19 protein-coding genes are annotated in these 15,839 nt (G+C 42.1%); 11 read left to right on the top strand and 8 right to left on the bottom strand.

Annotated features, from left to right (window positions below; all coding sequences use genetic code 11):
- Positions 1 to 161: 161 nt before the first annotated feature.
- On the top strand, positions 162 to 1,010 hold the full coding sequence (locus ABFG93_RS16000; protein ID WP_347549013.1) for an alpha/beta fold hydrolase: 849 nt from the start codon (positions 162 to 164) through the stop codon (positions 1,008 to 1,010).
- A 60-nt stretch (positions 1,011 to 1,070) separates the two neighbouring features.
- On the opposite strand, the gene ABFG93_RS15995 is transcribed toward ABFG93_RS16000, so the two are convergent.
- A complete protein-coding gene (locus tag ABFG93_RS15995; RefSeq protein ID WP_347549012.1) occupies positions 1,071 to 1,400 on the bottom strand; it encodes a hypothetical protein in 330 nt (109 codons plus the stop codon).
- Positions 1,401 to 1,829: 429 nt separating this feature from the next.
- Here ABFG93_RS15995 and ABFG93_RS15990 point away from each other — a divergent pair, with 429 nt between their 5' ends.
- The 6 genes from ABFG93_RS15990 (at position 1,830) to modB (ending at position 6,767) form a co-directional block, all read left to right on the top strand.
- Complete coding sequence (locus ABFG93_RS15990; protein WP_347549011.1) at positions 1,830 to 2,549, top strand: cell wall-active antibiotics response protein; 720 nt, start codon at positions 1,830 to 1,832, stop codon at positions 2,547 to 2,549.
- Positions 2,550 to 2,566: 17 nt separating this feature from the next.
- Entirely contained in the window at positions 2,567 to 3,595 is a 1,029-nt protein-coding gene (locus ABFG93_RS15985; RefSeq protein WP_347549010.1) for a HAMP domain-containing sensor histidine kinase, read from the top strand.
- A 4-nt stretch (positions 3,596 to 3,599) separates the two neighbouring features.
- A complete protein-coding gene (locus ABFG93_RS15980; protein ID WP_347549009.1) occupies positions 3,600 to 4,235 on the top strand; it encodes a response regulator transcription factor in 636 nt (211 codons plus the stop codon).
- A gap of 98 nt (positions 4,236 to 4,333) precedes the next feature.
- Complete coding sequence (locus ABFG93_RS15975; protein ID WP_347549008.1) at positions 4,334 to 5,212, top strand: phosphatase PAP2 family protein; 879 nt, start codon at positions 4,334 to 4,336, stop codon at positions 5,210 to 5,212.
- A gap of 139 nt (positions 5,213 to 5,351) precedes the next feature.
- The gene (gene modA / locus ABFG93_RS15970; protein ID WP_347549007.1) at positions 5,352 to 6,101 is read left to right on the top strand and encodes a molybdate ABC transporter substrate-binding protein; all 750 of its coding nucleotides are present in this window, start codon (positions 5,352 to 5,354) and stop codon (positions 6,099 to 6,101) included.
- A 6-nt stretch (positions 6,102 to 6,107) separates the two neighbouring features.
- Positions 6,108 to 6,767 (top strand): molybdate ABC transporter permease subunit, encoded by a 660-nt coding sequence (gene modB / locus ABFG93_RS15965; protein ID WP_347549006.1) that lies wholly within the window; start codon positions 6,108 to 6,110, stop codon positions 6,765 to 6,767.
- Between the two features lie 24 nt (positions 6,768 to 6,791).
- Here the strand turns inward: modB and ABFG93_RS15960 are convergent, their stop codons facing one another.
- Positions 6,792 to 7,511, bottom strand: coding sequence for a hypothetical protein (locus ABFG93_RS15960; RefSeq protein WP_347549005.1), 720 nt, complete (start codon positions 7,509 to 7,511; stop codon positions 6,792 to 6,794).
- A 139-nt stretch (positions 7,512 to 7,650) separates the two neighbouring features.
- On the opposite strand from ABFG93_RS15960, the gene ABFG93_RS15955 reads away from it, so the two are divergent.
- A complete protein-coding gene (locus ABFG93_RS15955; RefSeq protein WP_347549004.1) occupies positions 7,651 to 8,235 on the top strand; it encodes a YiiX/YebB-like N1pC/P60 family cysteine hydrolase in 585 nt (194 codons plus the stop codon).
- A 102-nt stretch (positions 8,236 to 8,337) separates the two neighbouring features.
- Complete coding sequence (locus ABFG93_RS15950) at positions 8,338 to 9,717, top strand: N-acetylmuramoyl-L-alanine amidase (protein ID WP_347549003.1); 1,380 nt, start codon at positions 8,338 to 8,340, stop codon at positions 9,715 to 9,717.
- A gap of 62 nt (positions 9,718 to 9,779) precedes the next feature.
- Here ABFG93_RS15950 and ABFG93_RS15945 read toward each other — a convergent pair whose 3' ends face one another.
- The 3 genes from ABFG93_RS15945 to ABFG93_RS15935 form a co-directional block, all read right to left on the bottom strand.
- Positions 9,780 to 10,514, bottom strand: coding sequence for a PAS domain-containing protein (locus ABFG93_RS15945; RefSeq protein ID WP_347549002.1), 735 nt, complete (start codon positions 10,512 to 10,514; stop codon positions 9,780 to 9,782).
- 180 nt (positions 10,515 to 10,694) lie between these two features.
- On the bottom strand, positions 10,695 to 11,291 hold the full coding sequence (locus tag ABFG93_RS15940) for a sulfite oxidase-like oxidoreductase (protein ID WP_347549001.1): 597 nt from the start codon (positions 11,289 to 11,291) through the stop codon (positions 10,695 to 10,697).
- A 150-nt stretch (positions 11,292 to 11,441) separates the two neighbouring features.
- Positions 11,442 to 12,761, bottom strand: a complete 1,320-nt coding sequence (locus ABFG93_RS15935; protein WP_347549000.1) for a Na+/H+ antiporter family protein — start codon at positions 12,759 to 12,761, stop codon at positions 11,442 to 11,444.
- A gap of 338 nt (positions 12,762 to 13,099) precedes the next feature.
- Here ABFG93_RS15935 and ABFG93_RS15930 point away from each other — a divergent pair, with 338 nt between their 5' ends.
- A complete protein-coding gene (locus ABFG93_RS15930; RefSeq protein ID WP_347548999.1) occupies positions 13,100 to 13,582 on the top strand; it encodes a divergent PAP2 family protein in 483 nt (160 codons plus the stop codon).
- Between the two features lie 13 nt (positions 13,583 to 13,595).
- Complete coding sequence (locus ABFG93_RS15925) at positions 13,596 to 14,396, top strand: cobalamin-binding protein (RefSeq protein ID WP_347548998.1); 801 nt, start codon at positions 13,596 to 13,598, stop codon at positions 14,394 to 14,396.
- A 79-nt stretch (positions 14,397 to 14,475) separates the two neighbouring features.
- Here the strand turns inward: ABFG93_RS15925 and ABFG93_RS15920 are convergent, their stop codons facing one another.
- From ABFG93_RS15920 to ABFG93_RS15910, 3 genes are all read right to left on the bottom strand, one after another.
- A complete protein-coding gene (locus ABFG93_RS15920; RefSeq protein WP_431522009.1) occupies positions 14,476 to 15,093 on the bottom strand; it encodes a 3D domain-containing protein in 618 nt (205 codons plus the stop codon).
- Positions 15,094 to 15,203: 110 nt separating this feature from the next.
- Positions 15,204 to 15,521: a YuiB family protein gene (locus ABFG93_RS15915; protein ID WP_347548997.1), complete on the bottom strand. Its 318-nt coding sequence runs from the start codon at positions 15,519 to 15,521 to the stop codon at positions 15,204 to 15,206.
- 175 nt (positions 15,522 to 15,696) lie between these two features.
- Complete coding sequence (locus ABFG93_RS15910; RefSeq protein WP_347548996.1) at positions 15,697 to 15,837, bottom strand: YuiA family protein; 141 nt, start codon at positions 15,835 to 15,837, stop codon at positions 15,697 to 15,699.
- Between the last annotated feature and the right edge of the window lie 2 nt (positions 15,838 to 15,839).

Below are 15,839 nucleotides of genomic sequence, written 5' to 3'. Positions count from 1 at the left end.
TTAGCTATTTCCCTCTGATGGTTAGTTGAACCAATCGGACCTTTAAGGGTAGTTGATTCCCACCTAAACGTCTTTGATTGACCTACATTTGAAGCGGGATAAACGGCATGATTTTAAGCCACACTCTAAATACCAACGTTACGCGAGAGGAGCTTTGAATTATGTTTGCCAGAGTTCAGAAAAAGAAAAAAATCGCCAATGTCATTCTTTCCTATGAATACTACAAGCATGCGTTACCAAATCGGCAAACGCTCGTTTTTATTCACGGTTTCCTCTCATCGTCGTTTAGTTTCCGTAAGCTATTTCCCTTACTTTCCAAAGACTTCAATTTATTATGCTTTGATTTACCAGGATTTGGTGAAAGCGAGAAGAACTGTGATATCCACTATTCTCTTCATGACCATGGCGCTCTCACAAATGCACTACTTGAAGAGATGAACATTCAAAAAGCTGTGCTTGTCGGACACTCTATGGGAGGCCAGATCGCGCTACGAACATGCATTCAGCATCCTGAACGCATTGAGAAGCTCGTTCTTCTTTGTAGCTCGAGCTACATTAAATCCTCATCCCCTGCCCTCAGGATGTGTTCGTACTTCCCTTTCTTTCCTTATTGCTTGAGTATCTCAATGAGTGCCATTAACCTGCGGAAGAATTTTGAACACCTCGTTTATGACCATAAGCTTCTAACTAAGGAAGTCATTGATGGCTACACCACCAGCTTTAACGAGAAAGGCTTTTATCTAGCTCTTTGTCGATTGATCCGAGATCGAGAAGAAGATCTCTCCACAAGTGCATTAAATAAAATTAACTTTCCAGCCCTGTTAATCTGGGGGTCTGATGATCGTCTCGTTCCTCTTAGAGTAGGTGAACGAATGAAAAAAGACCTACCTGATGCAGATCTTCTCGTCTTTCCACATACCGGTCATTTAATTCCTGAAGAAAGACCAGAAGAAACAAGTTATGCCATCCGACAGTTTCTCATGAATCGATCTCACAGTCAGTCAGAATGAAAGATACCTCCTATAGATGTTTCTTTCCAATATAAAACCGCTCCCTAAAATCGGAGCGGTTTATTTGTTCGTAATAAGCTGTGTTTCTTCTTTCAAAAGAATGCTTAAAAATCCCGAGGTGACCAGAAATACAGCAGGAATAATATAGAAAATAGACAAGAAAATAATGCCACCCGCTGCCGAGACAAGCAAACTAAACCCACCAACAATAGGGCGGGATTTCACAAAATAACATCCTACTATCGCAATAAATGGAAAAATAAAAGCAGTTAGAAATGGGATATCTTTTACTTGAATTAGAGGTACCACATTAAACCTGGAGAGCACAGCCGCGATGATACCGAGAGCACTTCCGGCGAGTGCCAGTTTAAACATGCGTTTTTGTGTCATTCTATTCCCTCTCTCATATAAAGTGAAACTTCCTTCAGAGGGGGTTTTGTTTCTTCCCCTTTGATGGTTAGTGGAATCAATCGGACCTTTAGGGTGGGATAAACCTTATATTAGTTATTCGAGTTACAAACCATTCATCCTTCTCACTACGTTGACTTTATATTATTCCACTACATTCTAACATGAAATATCCGTCCCGAGACGGAGAAAACGTCAATCGTTAGCTACATGTCACTCATCGTCTTGTACCCTATAATTGGACTATATCAAACAATTTGTGGGATAGTCCTTCATCTTTATTCCAGAAATAACTCCCCCCGAAACTTCACGAAATAAGAATTAATCGTCATCACCTTGTTAAGCAGGATTCACCAATATAATTGTCAAATATGTTCAAACATAGGAGACAGAATGAATTGAGGAGATACCATGAAGCAAATACAAACAGGGCGATTTCTTGCTGCCATTTCATTCGTAGCACTGGGCATTTTTCTTCTTCTTATAAATATCGGCATTATTTCCATGGAAATGACGGAAGCGATTGTCTTTTTATATCCCATCCTGTTGGTTTTACTCGGCGGAAAGTATTTGGTCGAAGCGCTCCTTCCGTCCGTCCGACGAAAAAAATGGTTTACTGGCATTTTACTTCTGACACTCGGTCTTTTACTCGTTCTGGATCGCTTCTCCATTCTCTCGTTCAGTCTATGGAGTTTCTGGAAGCTATGGCCACTTATCTTCGTTTTATTTGGAGTAAAGTTATTGAGTAAATTTCGAAAAAACCAGGGGTTTAGCCTTGTTCGTAGTAACTCCTATAAGAAACCAAATTGGAAGGTTGAGTCAGTAAACGACTGGAGCTTCGTATGTGATTATGATTTTGATTTCTCCACCACGCTCATCCCTGAAGAAGAAACTATCATCAAACTGTCTGGATTCGTGGGTGACATTAATATTATTCTTCCAGATGATTTGCCATTTAAAGTTGAAGGAAGCGGGCATGTCGTATCTGCCAAGATTGATAAACACAATCAAGACTATGTAGGCAGGGGGCACTCCCTTTCGTACCAAACAGATGATTTCGATGACTCTCTTCAACGCCTTGTATTTTATCTTGATTTCTCTGTTCTAGATTTGCGAGTGGACCGGATTTAAAGGGAGGTGCAACAAGTGTGAATAGGACTACGTTACGATCAAAATTAATTAAATCGACGCTCTATACATCCATTTTCTCCGGAATCATCTTTTTTCTCGGCTTACAGATCTGGCTTTTCTTTCTTCCAGCTGCTAGCCCTCTAGCCTTTAGCTTATTCTTACCACTCATTGTTATTCTAATTGTGTTTACTACAGGGAATTATTTCACCTACAAAGATACCGGTTCATTGCTAAACCGCCTAGAAGACCTATCGACACATATTAAAGTACTCTCTAGAGGAAAATTCTCAGAACGAATGGAAATGAGCGATCAGGACGAAATAGGGAAAATCTGTTCAGAACTGAATGAACTCGCAGAAAAGCTTCAAAACCAGGTTGCTTCCTTACAAAATTTAGCAAACCAAAAAGCGGAACTAGCCGATAAAGCACGCGGCGCTGCCATTATCGAAGAACGCCAGCGTCTTGCCCGTGATCTCCATGACGCTGTTAGCCAGCAGCTTTTCGCATTAAATATGATGTCATCTGCTTCCATCAAGCTAATGGACAGAGATATGGAAACTGCAAAAGCTCAGATGATCGATGTGGCAGATTTAGCTAGCAAAGCTCAAGTTGAAATGCGAGCGCTCCTACTTCACCTGCGTCCTATACAGCTTTCAGATGATTCGTTGTGTGCAGGGATCGAAAAACTTGTGGAGGAGCTCGAAAAGAAATCTGGAGTCCACTTTCACCTTACCTTTGAAGAACTTCCGGAATTACCCAGTGGAATTGAAGAGAATCTGTTCCGAATTGTACAGGAAAGCCTCGGTAACGCGCTCCGTCATGCGGATTCATCTGATATTCGGATGACCATTAAAATGAAACAAAACCAGATTTTATTACATATCAAAGATAACGGAACAGGTTTTGAAGCAAATCAACAGAAAAAAGGCGCATACGGACTGAGTACGATGCAGGAACGCTGTGATGAAATTGGTGGTCAGCTACGGATCGCATCACGTACCGGAGAAGGAACATTAGTTGAGGTTCGTGTGCCATTAGGGGGATGAAAACATGAGCATTAAAATGATGATTGTGGATGACCATGACATGGTAAGAAAAGGATTAAAAGCCTATCTTCTAACAGAACCAAATTTTCAAATCGCAGGGGAAGCATCGAACGGCAAGGAAGCGGTCGCCCTTGCAGGCGAAATCAAGCCAGACGTCATCTTGATGGATCTCATTATGCCTGAAATGACCGGGATCGAAGCAACGAAGGAAATCATGACCGTTCTCCCTTCTACTAAAATCATTATTATTACGAGCTTTTATGATGACGAACAAGTATTTCCTGCGATTGAAGCAGGCGCTTTCAGCTACCTTCTCAAAACAGCTTCAGCAGATGAAATCATTGCTACTGTTCGTAAAGCCCTTCTTGAAGAAAGCGTCATTGAACAAAAAGTCGCTCAGAAAATGATGAATCAACTACGCTCAAAACCAAAAAAAGTCCTGCATGACGACCTAACGAAACGAGAAAAAGAAGTTCTGCTTCTGATTGGAGAAGGAAAAACAAATAGTCAGATTGCAGAAGAGTTGTTTATCGGGCTCAAAACAGTCAAAACACATGTAAGCAACATTTTAAGCAAGCTTGATGTTAGTGATCGTACCCAGGCTGCCGTGTATGCAATTCATAATGGTATCGTGCGCTAAAGCCTTCACTACAAAGGCGTTCCCTCCTCTTTCTTATGCACCTTACCCTTCTATAGAGCATTTATTAAAGGAAGTAGGAATAAAGGAGGTACAACGCTATGGCAGACAGCTATGAAAAGTGGTCAGAGCTTCCTTACGCTGGTGAAAAAGAGCCACCACATAACCCAGAGGAACCTTTAGCAGGGTCTTGGCCGGATTATTACTTACGAAATAGCCCGCCTGGACGTTTTGAAACGCTAAATGGAAGACCACTGCGCTTAGAAATCAAGCCGCCCTCGTCGATCGATTGGGAAAAGGAACTTAAGAAAGTCCAGCGTACACTGGAGCAAATTACGCCAGAACAGGTAAAGTTAGCTGAATACTGGGGGACTGGAGTAGCGAGTAAACAATGGACACCGATTATTGATCGGCTGATCGATACGTATGGCGTTACTGCCCCTCGTGCAGCGCGAATCCTGGCAGCGGTCGCAGCAGGAATGAACGACGCATTTACGACAGTCTGGTATTTAAAATATCGCTGGAATGTAGCAAGACCAAATCAATTGGATCACGACCTGGCTACAATCGTCTGTACGCCACGTCACCCTACCTATCCATCAGGGCATGCGACAATCTCTGCTTCAACAGCAGAAATATTGTCCTATTTCTTCCCAACTGAATCAAAGCGACTTCATGAGCTTGCAAATGAATGTGCAGATTCAAGACTTTATGCGGGTGTCCATTTTCCAGTGGATAATGAGCAGGGACTTCGTCTCGGTAAGCAGATGGGGTCACTTGTTGTAAACGAGTTAATTAAGGAAGAGAATATTCGCGGTCAGATGATTGACATCCCTTACCGTGAAGACTATCATGCAAATCTAACTCCACCACCATATAAACAAGTTATTGATTACAATTTTGATAATAAATGTGATTCTACAATAGAAGAACCATTTCAGAGGCACAAATCCCATTCAAAGCCGAAGTTGTTTTTTTAAGCAATCATGCGCATTCACATAAGGGTAGCTCCCCTATTTCATCAGGGAATTACCCGATTTTTGTGTGTAATGATTTCGTGCAAAAATCTCATACTTCGTTATAATAGATGGAGAAATTGCCTATGAAAGGAACATACATATGAAGCATTTCCTGATCTCTATCACACTACTCATCTTTCTTTTCGGCTGTCAGACCGGTGAGGAAGATACAGCCATTACCATTGCAGCTGCTGCAAGCTTGAGTGACGCTATGAAAGAGGTTAACGCTATGTACCTTGAGAAGCATCCGGAATCAGACCTCTCCCTGCACCTCGCTTCGTCAGGGGTACTTGCCAACCAGATCAAGCAGGGTGCTCCTATTGATGTTTTCCTATCAGCATCAGAGAAGCATTTTAAAGAGGTAGAGAAAGAGAATTTCATTGATCCAGACTATCAAACGGATTTGCTAACCAATAAGCTTGTTTTGATCGCTAGTGAGGACGCTTCCGTTAGAAGCTGGGATGATCTTCTTTCAACTAACATTAATCGTATTACAATAGGTATGCCAAAAACAGTACCTGCGGGTGCTTACGCAAAGGAAGCCTTAACCAGCTTACAATTATGGAGCAAACTTGAAGAAAAATTCGTATTCGGAAAAGACGTTCGTCAAGTGCTTACCTATGTTGAAACTGGAAATGCAGATGCCGGGCTTGTATACGAAACAGATTTTCGCACTTCATCCAAAGTTACTCTTGTTGATGAGGCTCCAGAAGATAGCTATAGTCCGATTGTTTATCCCTCCGGTGTTATAGATGGAGCGTCTGATGAAGCAAAAGCCTATTTTGCTTTTTTACAAAGTGACGAGGCGATTACAATTTTTGAGAAATATGGATTTCAACGAAAGAAGTGAGGACCGATGACTACTTTTCTTGACCCCATCTGGATATCGTTAAAAATCGCCCTTGTGGCAAGTGTCATCGTAACCGTTCTCGGAATCTCTGTTAGCAGATTGATGGCAGGTAGAACGTTCAGGGGAAAAAGCATTATCGATACGGTAATTATGCTCCCGCTTGTTCTCCCCCCTTCCGTTGTCGGCTTTATCCTTCTCGTACTATTTGGAGCCTCTAGTCCAATCGGCAAATGGATCGAAGCTGTTTTTAATCACCCTCTGGTTTTCACATGGCAGGCAGGTGTTATCGCTGCAAGTGTGGTAGCCTTCCCGTTAATGTACCAATCTGCGAAAGTCGGATTCGAAGCGGTGGATCGTGATATTGAAGACGCAGCTCGTGTGGATGGCGCCGGAAAGTGGATGGTGCTAAAGCGCGTCTCGATCCCGCTCGCTTCGAATGCTCTCATTTCAGGGATTATTTTAAGCTTTGCAAGAGCACTCGGAGAATTCGGGGCAACGCTAATGTTCGCAGGTAACCTTCCTGGGAAAACACAGACGATGCCAACCGCCATCTATGTTGCGATCGATTCAGGTCAAATGACGCTCGCCTGGTCCTGGGTCGTTATTACAATCGTTCTTTCGATGGTGATGTTATTACTGTCATACCGCGCTACCATTAGAACATGAAAAAACTCGCATCTGCGAGTTTTTCTATTCCTCCCCTTCCGCCTCTTCTTCATCGGTTACAGGTGTCGGGTAGAATTCTTTTTTAATATAAATTCTTTCGATTGCCTTTTTCTCTTCGGGGCCCTCACTACCGTAAATGGTGACTTCAGAATATCCCTCTATTAAATAAAAAGTAACGGGCGTCTCGAACGGATTAGATCCCTTTCTAAGTTCTTCAATATCGAACCCGAGACTCGAAAGGAGAAGGCGATTATCTTCAGGATAATGCATCGCTTCTGGATAATAAGTCATTGAACTAGCCTTGTTGTCTTTGAACGTGACTTCTCCGTTCTCAAATACCATTTTCGTTGGACTCTCTCCATCAGGGTCAATCGCTTTTGGAAAATTGGTTTTAAATTCTTCACGCTCCATTCCCATTAGCTCAGAAGCATTTACGATTATCTCAATTGAAGCGGGATCGAAAGTTACTTCTTCTTCGACCTTGGCCTCTTCCTGTTTCTCTTCAACAGGTACTTCATCTTCATCAATCTCAGTACCCGATACCGTTTCTTCGCCACTTGTCTTCGCCCCATCAGATGACGTATTTAGAAATGAAGGAACGTCCCAGACCAGGATATATAGGACAAGCCAGAAACTAGCAAACATCACTGCTCGCTTTCTAGTAAGAGACGCAACGAATGGCTTTATTGTGTTTGCAATCATAACAAGAAAAGATAATACCACAACCATTTTCAGAAAATCCATCAATTATCCCCCCCACTCTTACTATAGAGCCACTTTTACTCACTGCACAACATTTTTCTTCCATGGATCGGATAAATGCAGAAGGAGAATTGGCTTTTTCATCTAACTACAAGAATAGCCACACAGTTAGGAGGATGTAATGTTGGATGATCGGTATACAAACCTGGACGTGAAAAATTATCAGCACATTCGTAATCATATTCAAACAGGAGACCTTCTCCTTTGTAGCGGCTCTTATCCGGTCAGCAAAATAATCCAGAAAGTCTCGAACTCACACTTCAGTCATGTGGCCCTCCTATTTCGATGGGTTGATCGAATCATGTTATTTGAGAGTGTTGAAAGTTATGGCGTCAGAATGGTACCGCTGTCTCACTATTTTAATGACTATCGAAACTCTGGGTCCGCATACGTAGGAGACCTTTATCTCTCAAGACACGCTAAGGTACAGCATCTCACTTCAAGTAAATTAAACGACATGTTAAGACGCGGTGCAGACTTAACCGGAAAGATGTATGATATTGAAGAGATCCTTAAAATTCTTGCAAGTGTCGTGATTGACGATCTTAAATCGATTCCAAACGATCGATACATTTGCTCAGAATTTATTCAGGAGTGTTTTCAAAAAGCGGGAATTTCATTTTCGGATGACGGCCGAGGTTTTATTTACCCTCAACATATTGCCAGTGATCCAAACGTTCACCCGCTGGCTAAATTGGTACCCTGAAGGTCTATTTCCTGACCTTTCCCTCTAACTTGTACTCTTTGTCCAAACCATTTCACCTGGTAAAAATATACTATACTAATCCTACTAATTGGAGGGAAAAAGGTGAAGCTAATTGTAATCGATCCGGGGCATGGTGGCGCTGACCCTGGAGCAATGTTTAAAAACTATCAGGAAAAGAATTTCAATTTCGCCATTGCTCGTATGATACGAGATCGTCTTGTATCGAAATACGATGTAGAAGTTATTATGACTCGAGAGACTGACAAAAACGTAGATCTAAAGTCGAGGACAGATCTCGCAAATGTCATTAAGGCAGATTTCTTCCTCAGTATCCATCACAATGCTGCTGGCGGCAGTGGATTTGAAAGCTACATTTTCAATGGCTCTATTCCATCTGAAACGGTTCAGTTGCAAGCAAACATTCATGACAAACTAGCAAGCACCGTTCTGCAAAAATACAGCATTAGAAATAGAGGAAAAAAGAGAGCGGATTTTCATGTTCTCCGTGAAACAAAAATGAGTGCTTTATTGCTCGAAGTGTTATTTATCGATAATGAAGCAGATCTTAAACTTATGACAAATCCCACATTCTTGATGGAAATGGCAACAGGAATTGCTGATGCAACTGCTACAGCATTAAATCTTCCAGTTGCTCCTGTGCCAACTGAAGGACTATTTAAAGTAATTGTAGGATCATTTAGTAAAATGGAAAATGCAGAAGAACAGTTAAAAATCCTTATCCAAAAGGGTTTTAATGCCTTTATCGCAACAGCTACTATCACGAATTCAACCGTATACCGTGTTCAGGCAGGCGCTTTCAAAGAAAAAGAAAACGCTGAAGCTTTAGCAGTCAGTTTGAACAAAGCAGGCTTTGAAACGTTCATCCTATATGAAGGTTCAGTGCCCGATCCACCAGAAGAACCTCCTGAACCAGACAAAGGCTACAAGATCGAAGGCAAAACTGTTCTGACAACAGAGCAAATGGACTCTTACGTTCGTTCCATTAATCCAAATGCCCCTCTTCTTGGTGCTTTGTACGCATCCTACAGTCAACGATACGGCATTCGTGGGGACGTAGCATTTGCACAGGCGATCCATGAAACAAACTTTTTCCGTTTTACAGGTGATGTTCGTCCTGAACAAAATAACTTTGCTGGTATTGGTGCAACAGGAGGCGGTACGAGGGGGGCTACGTTCTCTTCACCAGCAACGGGAGTGCTTGCACACATCCAACATCTCTATGCCTACTCCTCTACTGCTTCACTACCTAAAGGCGATGAGAAAGCTGATCCCCGCTTTGGACTTGTTAAACGCGGCTCTGCAACAACCTGGCAGGCTTTAAATGGAAAATGGGCTGTTCCTGGCACTAACTACGGACAACTCGTTTTAACACAGTACAAAAAAATGGTCCAGAATTCTCTTATTTCACTGAACATGGAACGTGAAAAGCTCCAGAATACGCTCAACACGATTGATATATAGATTGTTATCATGAGATTGATGAAGAAAAGCGTTCGGTCCAAAGCTCCGAACGTTTCCTGTCATTACATCTCTTTTTTGTATGCTTTGATGGCTGCTTGTACATGAGGGTAATAGGTAGTCCTTATATAATCATTACCCGAGGACACCCATTTGAGGGCCGTTTCTGCCCTCACGCCCGTGATCATAATATCTATACCAAGCAGGTTTAATGAACTGCATAACTTTTCGACCATCTCCGAGAATTCATCGTTTAAACATGAGATTGCTGATAAATCAATGATTAAGGTATTCACCTTTCGATCAGCCACCTTTTGAAGACCGATATCAAGGATATACCTAAAACCTACTTCCTCCACTACCGGTTGAATTGGAAGCAATCCTAATTGGTCCATAAGCGGAATAACGTTAACAGCCATGTCTTCCATCCGATTAACTAACTCGACCTGCTTTTCATATGAATGAGTAATGTCAGTAAATTCAACCATCGCTCCATACATAACCTCACCGTTTCTAAGCACGCTCGTCTTAATGGATAAATATAGATTGTAATTTCCCCAGCGATATGACATCGACTTGACGTGATACTCTTCCCCGGTTTTCACTGTTCGTTCCACGTGACGAACCTCTTCAGGTGCTGAAGGAAACAGTTCATAAACACATTTCCCCATAATTTCCTCACGTTTCACTTCAAGAAGTTTCTCACCGATTTCATTTATGTGAATTACTTTATAATTAAGATCAATGGCTAAAATACCAGTGGAGAGGTGATTAACGATTTGATAGTGTAATTCTTTCAATTTATCACTCCTAGCAATATGAATACAAGCAAAATACGATTTCAGTTAAAATGGTAGTCTTTTATTATTCTTCATTTATTTCCATTTCCCTTTTTTTCCAGATGAAATCCACATCTCTATTCCAACTAAGACCTTTATTGAACCAAAAAAGACCGCCATATTTGACAGTCTCTGTTAGGATCAATCCCATGCGAAACGCTGTTCCTTCCACGGATCACCATACATATGATACCCATTTCGTTCCCAGAACCCTTGCTGGTCTTCTGATCTGAACTTAATCGCTCTGATCCACTTTGCACTTTTCCAAAAGTAAAGATGTGGCATCACCATTCTTAACGGATAGCCATGTTCTGGCGTCAGAACCTCTCCGTTATGTTTGTGTGCCAGTATACTTGTTTCCTTTAGAAAATCAGCAAGTGGGGTATTAGTTGTCCACCCTTCTTCCGCTTCTAACATGACAAATTTAGCTTCTTTACGAATCCCAACATACTCTGCCACCTGTTGTGTAGAGATCCCTTCCCATTCATTGTCAAATTTGGACCACCCGGTAACGCAGTGAATGTCGTTAACTTGGGAGGTTTCTGGAAGCGAAAGTATTTGCTCAAAAGTAAGAACAGTTGGACGATCGACAAGCCCTCCGATTCTCAAATCCCAGTTCGATAAATCTTTCTCATAATAAGGAACATCCCCTACATGTAACACTGGCCAGCCAGTCGTTACCTTCTGATTAGGCGGAATGCGATCGTGGTTTTCTTGCTTTTCTTTTCCAAAATACATAAAGCACCTCTTTTGATAGCTTTCCTTCATCTTACCAAAGAAGGCTTAGTATGCAAAAAAACACGGGGAAGGACCCCGTATTTAATTTCTGAAAATTATACTGGTCATGATCCGTGTTGATAGAGACACATTTAAGATAATCAACAGACCCTAAAAGATAAGTGCTGCAATCCAGCCAAACAAAATCAGCGGAATATTGTAGTGAAGAAATGTCGGTACGACGGTATCCCAGATATGATTGTGCTGCCCATCCGCATTCAACCCTGCGGTTGGACCAAGGGTACTATCGGATGCTGGTGAACCTGCGTCACCAAGCGCAGCAGCCGTTCCTACAAGCGCGATCGTAGCCATCGGGCTAAATCCAAGCTCCATCGCAAGCGGAACATAGATTGCTGCGATAATCGGAATGGTTGAGAAGGAAGAACCAATGCCCATCGTAATAAACAAACCGACGATCAGCATGAGAAGTGCTGCGAGGGGCTTATTATCGCCAATTAGTCCTGAAGCCTGGGTAACAAGTGCTTCGACTTCTCCTGTTTCTCTAAGGACTTCTGCGAAGCCGTTTGCAGCAAGCATCACAAAGCCTATAAAAGCCATCATTTTCATACCTTCCGTTAAAACAGCTTCCGACTCAGTTAAACGAATGCTTCCGGTCACATACAATACAATAATACCTGACAGCGCACCTAGAATCATAGATTCAGTAGGGAGCTGAACTGCCAGCGTGACGATAACCGAAAGAACAGCAAACATAATAGAACGTTTTGAATAACTTTGCTTCTCAGGAATTTCTTGAGAAATGGACAGCTGCTTGTATGTTCTTGATCCTCGATAAGTAAAGAACACTGCAATTAAAAGCCCTACTACAAGTCCTGCTGTTGGTAAAAGCATCGCTGTTGGGATCGAAGACAATTTAATCTCCAATCCACTATCAGCCATGTTCGACTGCAGAATTTCATGGAAAATTTTCCCAAAACCTGCAGGAAGTAAGATATAAGGCGCTGTTAGTCCAAAGGTAAGAACAGATGCTACTGCTCTTCGGTCGATTCCAAGTTCATTTAATACCTGCAAAATTGGTGGAATTAGAATTGGAATAAAAGCAATATGCACGGGAACTAGATTTTGTGAAAAGCAGGAAATCGATAGAATAATGAAAAGAATCAGTACTTTTGCAAGTCCCTTCTTTCGATCATCTCCACGACGATTCAATATTTTCAGTGCTTGATCGACAATTAATTCAGGTAACCCGGTCCGCGAAAGACCAACGGCAAAGCTTCCAAGCAAGGCATAGCTTAATGCCACAGTAGCCCCGCCTCCGAGTCCTGAGCTAAACGCGGCAATCGTATCATCGAGAGAAAGCCCTCCAAGAAGACCACCCACTATAGCACCGATGACGAGTGCAATAACAACATGTATGCGAAAAAGGCTAAGCCCTAGCATGATAAGAACAGCAATAATGACGGCATTCATTTCGTAACAACCCTTCAACAAATCCTTTAGTTTGGTAAATCACTAATAAGGTAACATGAAAGAGTAATTCGTGTCAATGGAAGTTGTTGATTTAAACCTCCATAAAGAAAACCTGCAAGATATGGTATAATAGACTGACAATTTCCGCTTGAATTAGAACGTATTACATAAGGCTGTTACCCATATTTCCCCAGAAGATCATTGAGATAACAACCATCTCCATTTTGACCTTTGTTGCTCACAAAAAATCATTCGAACATTTTCCGGTCGATTGAAACGAAGAAACTTCGGGTAAATCATTATGTAGGATTAGTTTAGAAAGGAAGATGTTGTCACTCATGGATATTTTGTTAAATTTCCCGCTCTTGGCAGCGCTATTCGGTGTTGTCTTTGCCCAATTTCTTAAAGTACCTATTTATTTTATTGCAACGAAACAAATCAATTGGTCGTTGTTCAATGCAACGGGCGGAATGCCAAGTTCGCACTCGGCAGCTACAACTTCGCTCGCTACAGGAGTTGCCCTCGAAACTGGACTTGACTCACCAATTTTTGCGGTAGCTGCTATGTTCAGTATCATTGTTATGTTTGATTCAACAGGAGTTAGAAGGCAAACTGGAGAACAGGCAATTGTTTTGAACCAGCTTGTTCTAAATTTCAATAGATTCGTTTCGGAAGCGAAGAACTGGCAACAAAAGCAAGAACGCGAGAAAATTGAAGAACTGAAAGAGCTTCTCGGACATAAACCGATCGAAGTTCTTGTTGGAGGTTTAATCGGAATCATTGCAACGATTATACTTTACTACACACTTAAACTTGCCTAGAAAGGAGTTGCCTATGCGAATCGTTTCGTTATGTCCAAGTAACACAGAACTCTGTGCCTACCTTGGCATTACAGATCAACTTGTCGGCGTTGACGATTTCTCTGATTGGCCAGAATCCATTCAGGAACTCCCGCGTCTTGGACCTGACCTCTCCATCGATATGAAGAAAGTTGTCGAGTTAAAGCCAGATCTCATCCTTGCTTCATTAAGTGTTCCGGGGATGGAGAAGAATGTTGAGGCTCTTCAGGAACTTGGTCTTACCTATACCGTTCTAAACCCCCAGTCGCTTGAGGATATAGCAAATGACTTGACCACACTTGGAGAGTTAACAAACTTGGAGGACGAGGCTCGCTCGATAGCTACCAAATTCACAAAGACCATTCAAGAATATAAAGAAATAAGTGACGCCATTTCAGACAAGCCAGAAATTTATTGGGAATGGTGGCCAAAACCCATATTCACCCCCGGTAAAACAAACTGGTTAACCGAGATTAGCGAACTGGCTGGGGCCAGGAACGTATTTCGGGATGTTGAACTGGCTTCAGTTCAAACGGACTGGCCCGATGTTGTAAGCCGTAAGCCAGATCAAATTTGTCTTGCCTGGGTTGGTGTAAGGCAGAATAAAGTGAATCCCGCTATTGTACAGAAACGCCCGGGCTGGGATCAACTAGACGATCCTCCCATTCATGTGCTTGAGGAATGGCTATACTGCAGGCCATCCCCAAGATTATTAACGGGCCTCATCAAACTTGCCGCAATCCTTCACCCGGATCATTATCCGAAATATAAGGAGGAAGATTTCCTTCTACAATAGCTTACGTACAACAAACGACGGAGTGGGACTGCCCTCCGTCGTTTGTTTTTTCTATTCTTAAGGTCACATACGTTCGTCACTATTCTTCCTTTTTCAAAAGCTCCTGTCTAAACACTTGCATCGATTCTTCTTCATTCATCGATTGCAATGCATCTTCCGTAAGCGTTCCTGCTCCTTTTTGAATGAGGTAGACGTCGAGTGTCTTCTTCCCCCACTCATTATAGACTTCACTAACCGTATCGTAATAAAGGTCAATTCGATTGCCTGTTATCGCACTTCCTGTATCGGCAACAACTCCAAACCCATAATCAGGAATATACAGGACACTCCCAATTGGGAAAACAGTAGGGTCTGCTGCGATCGTGGAGTAGAGATCCCTTGTCACTTTGACGCCGGAGTACGTTACACCATATGCAGGGTGGTCAGGACTTTTGCCAGTAGACTCCTCCCCCGCTGTATAGCCTGTTGCCGTTACCTTATGAACAGGATACTGATCCCAGTCCTGAGACGTATCAAGCGTTGCAGACTCCCCCTTGCTTAACACGACTTTCTCTGGAAAAATCCACTTCGTCACTTCATTGATTGAAACTCCTGATAATAATAAATAAGTTGATAGCAAAGCTGCTGCAAATAGACCTGTGAAAAACAGCCCTTTAGTCATCAGCATTAAAACACGCACTTTCTTCACTCCTCTCATGGTCTATTCATTTCCAGAGATCAGTAAAGCTATTCATTATTCAAGTACGAGATACAAAACATTGTTTTATAGAAAATAAAAAAAGCTCCTGCCAGCTACTGGCGAAGCTTTTAGAACATTTGATATCCTCTAACGCGGAGCATACGAATTGCAACACCTGCAAAAACGGCTCCAACTAATCCGGCTGATAAGATAATGGCATCTGCGCTTCCAAGGGATAGGAGATCTGTTCCTAGTGATTTAAAGGCAGAGCCTGGTGTTGAGAAGTATTGAAAAAATGAAACGTTATCAATAATCATAATGACGATAATTGGATATACAACCGCCATGATCCATGTCGAACGAAGCAGCATATTGAGCAGGAATCCAATCCCAAAGAAAAGCACAATAAACAGCAGCATCGAAATGATCAGCTGTGGAATTGCCATATGTTCACCCCCGAGTAATCATTGTAAGTTTACTGGATTGTGAACGGATAGTCAATGAACAGAGAGTGAACACGACGATGTAGATTGATAAAAAAAGAGAGAAGGATCTTTATTTGGATTTCAGCTTTTTCTCTACCATGATCAGCTCGCATAAAAAAACCAGGTGCAGTTGCACCTAGTTTGTTGGATTATTCTTTGCTCCGCTTCCTGAACAGTTATCGCAAGTTTCCGATCCACCAAGAAGCAGTTGAAAGTACCCCTTTCCCTGGCAATAAGGACAGTCTGTTGCTTTCCCCTTACTCTGCTGTCGTTTCAAAT

Origin of the sequence: Pseudalkalibacillus hwajinpoensis (assembly GCF_039851965.1) — a bacterium.
GTDB classification, from domain to species: domain Bacteria; phylum Bacillota; class Bacilli; order Bacillales; family Guptibacillaceae; genus Guptibacillus; species Guptibacillus hwajinpoensis_E.
This window is presented reverse-complemented; position numbering and strand designations above follow the sequence as displayed.

What these genes read in the sequence shown, in the direction of transcription:
- ABFG93_RS15915 (WP_347548997.1), bottom strand. Translation starts at nt 15,521, where the DNA reads ATGGCAATTCCACAGCTGATCATTTCGATGCTGCTGTTTATTGTGCTT.
- modA (WP_347549007.1), top strand. Translation starts at nt 5,352, where the DNA reads ATGAAGCATTTCCTGATCTCTATCACACTACTCATCTTTCTTTTCGGC.
- modB (WP_347549006.1), top strand. Translation starts at nt 6,108, where the DNA reads ATGACTACTTTTCTTGACCCCATCTGGATATCGTTAAAAATCGCCCTT.
- ABFG93_RS15990 (WP_347549011.1), top strand. Translation starts at nt 1,830, where the DNA reads ATGAAGCAAATACAAACAGGGCGATTTCTTGCTGCCATTTCATTCGTA.
- ABFG93_RS15955 (WP_347549004.1), top strand. Translation starts at nt 7,651, where the DNA reads ATGTTGGATGATCGGTATACAAACCTGGACGTGAAAAATTATCAGCAC.
- ABFG93_RS15920 (WP_431522009.1), bottom strand. Translation starts at nt 15,093, where the DNA reads ATGAGAGGAGTGAAGAAAGTGCGTGTTTTAATGCTGATGACTAAAGGG.
- ABFG93_RS15995 (WP_347549012.1), bottom strand. Translation starts at nt 1,400, where the DNA reads ATGACACAAAAACGCATGTTTAAACTGGCACTCGCCGGAAGTGCTCTC.
- ABFG93_RS15925 (WP_347548998.1), top strand. Translation starts at nt 13,596, where the DNA reads ATGCGAATCGTTTCGTTATGTCCAAGTAACACAGAACTCTGTGCCTAC.
- ABFG93_RS15960 (WP_347549005.1), bottom strand. Translation starts at nt 7,511, where the DNA reads ATGGATTTTCTGAAAATGGTTGTGGTATTATCTTTTCTTGTTATGATT.
- ABFG93_RS15975 (WP_347549008.1), top strand. Translation starts at nt 4,334, where the DNA reads ATGGCAGACAGCTATGAAAAGTGGTCAGAGCTTCCTTACGCTGGTGAA.
- ABFG93_RS15980 (WP_347549009.1), top strand. Translation starts at nt 3,600, where the DNA reads ATGAGCATTAAAATGATGATTGTGGATGACCATGACATGGTAAGAAAA.
- ABFG93_RS15935 (WP_347549000.1), bottom strand. Translation starts at nt 12,761, where the DNA reads ATGAATGCCGTCATTATTGCTGTTCTTATCATGCTAGGGCTTAGCCTT.
- ABFG93_RS15940 (WP_347549001.1), bottom strand. Translation starts at nt 11,291, where the DNA reads ATGTATTTTGGAAAAGAAAAGCAAGAAAACCACGATCGCATTCCGCCT.
- ABFG93_RS15930 (WP_347548999.1), top strand. Translation starts at nt 13,100, where the DNA reads ATGGATATTTTGTTAAATTTCCCGCTCTTGGCAGCGCTATTCGGTGTT.
- ABFG93_RS16000 (WP_347549013.1), top strand. Translation starts at nt 162, where the DNA reads ATGTTTGCCAGAGTTCAGAAAAAGAAAAAAATCGCCAATGTCATTCTT.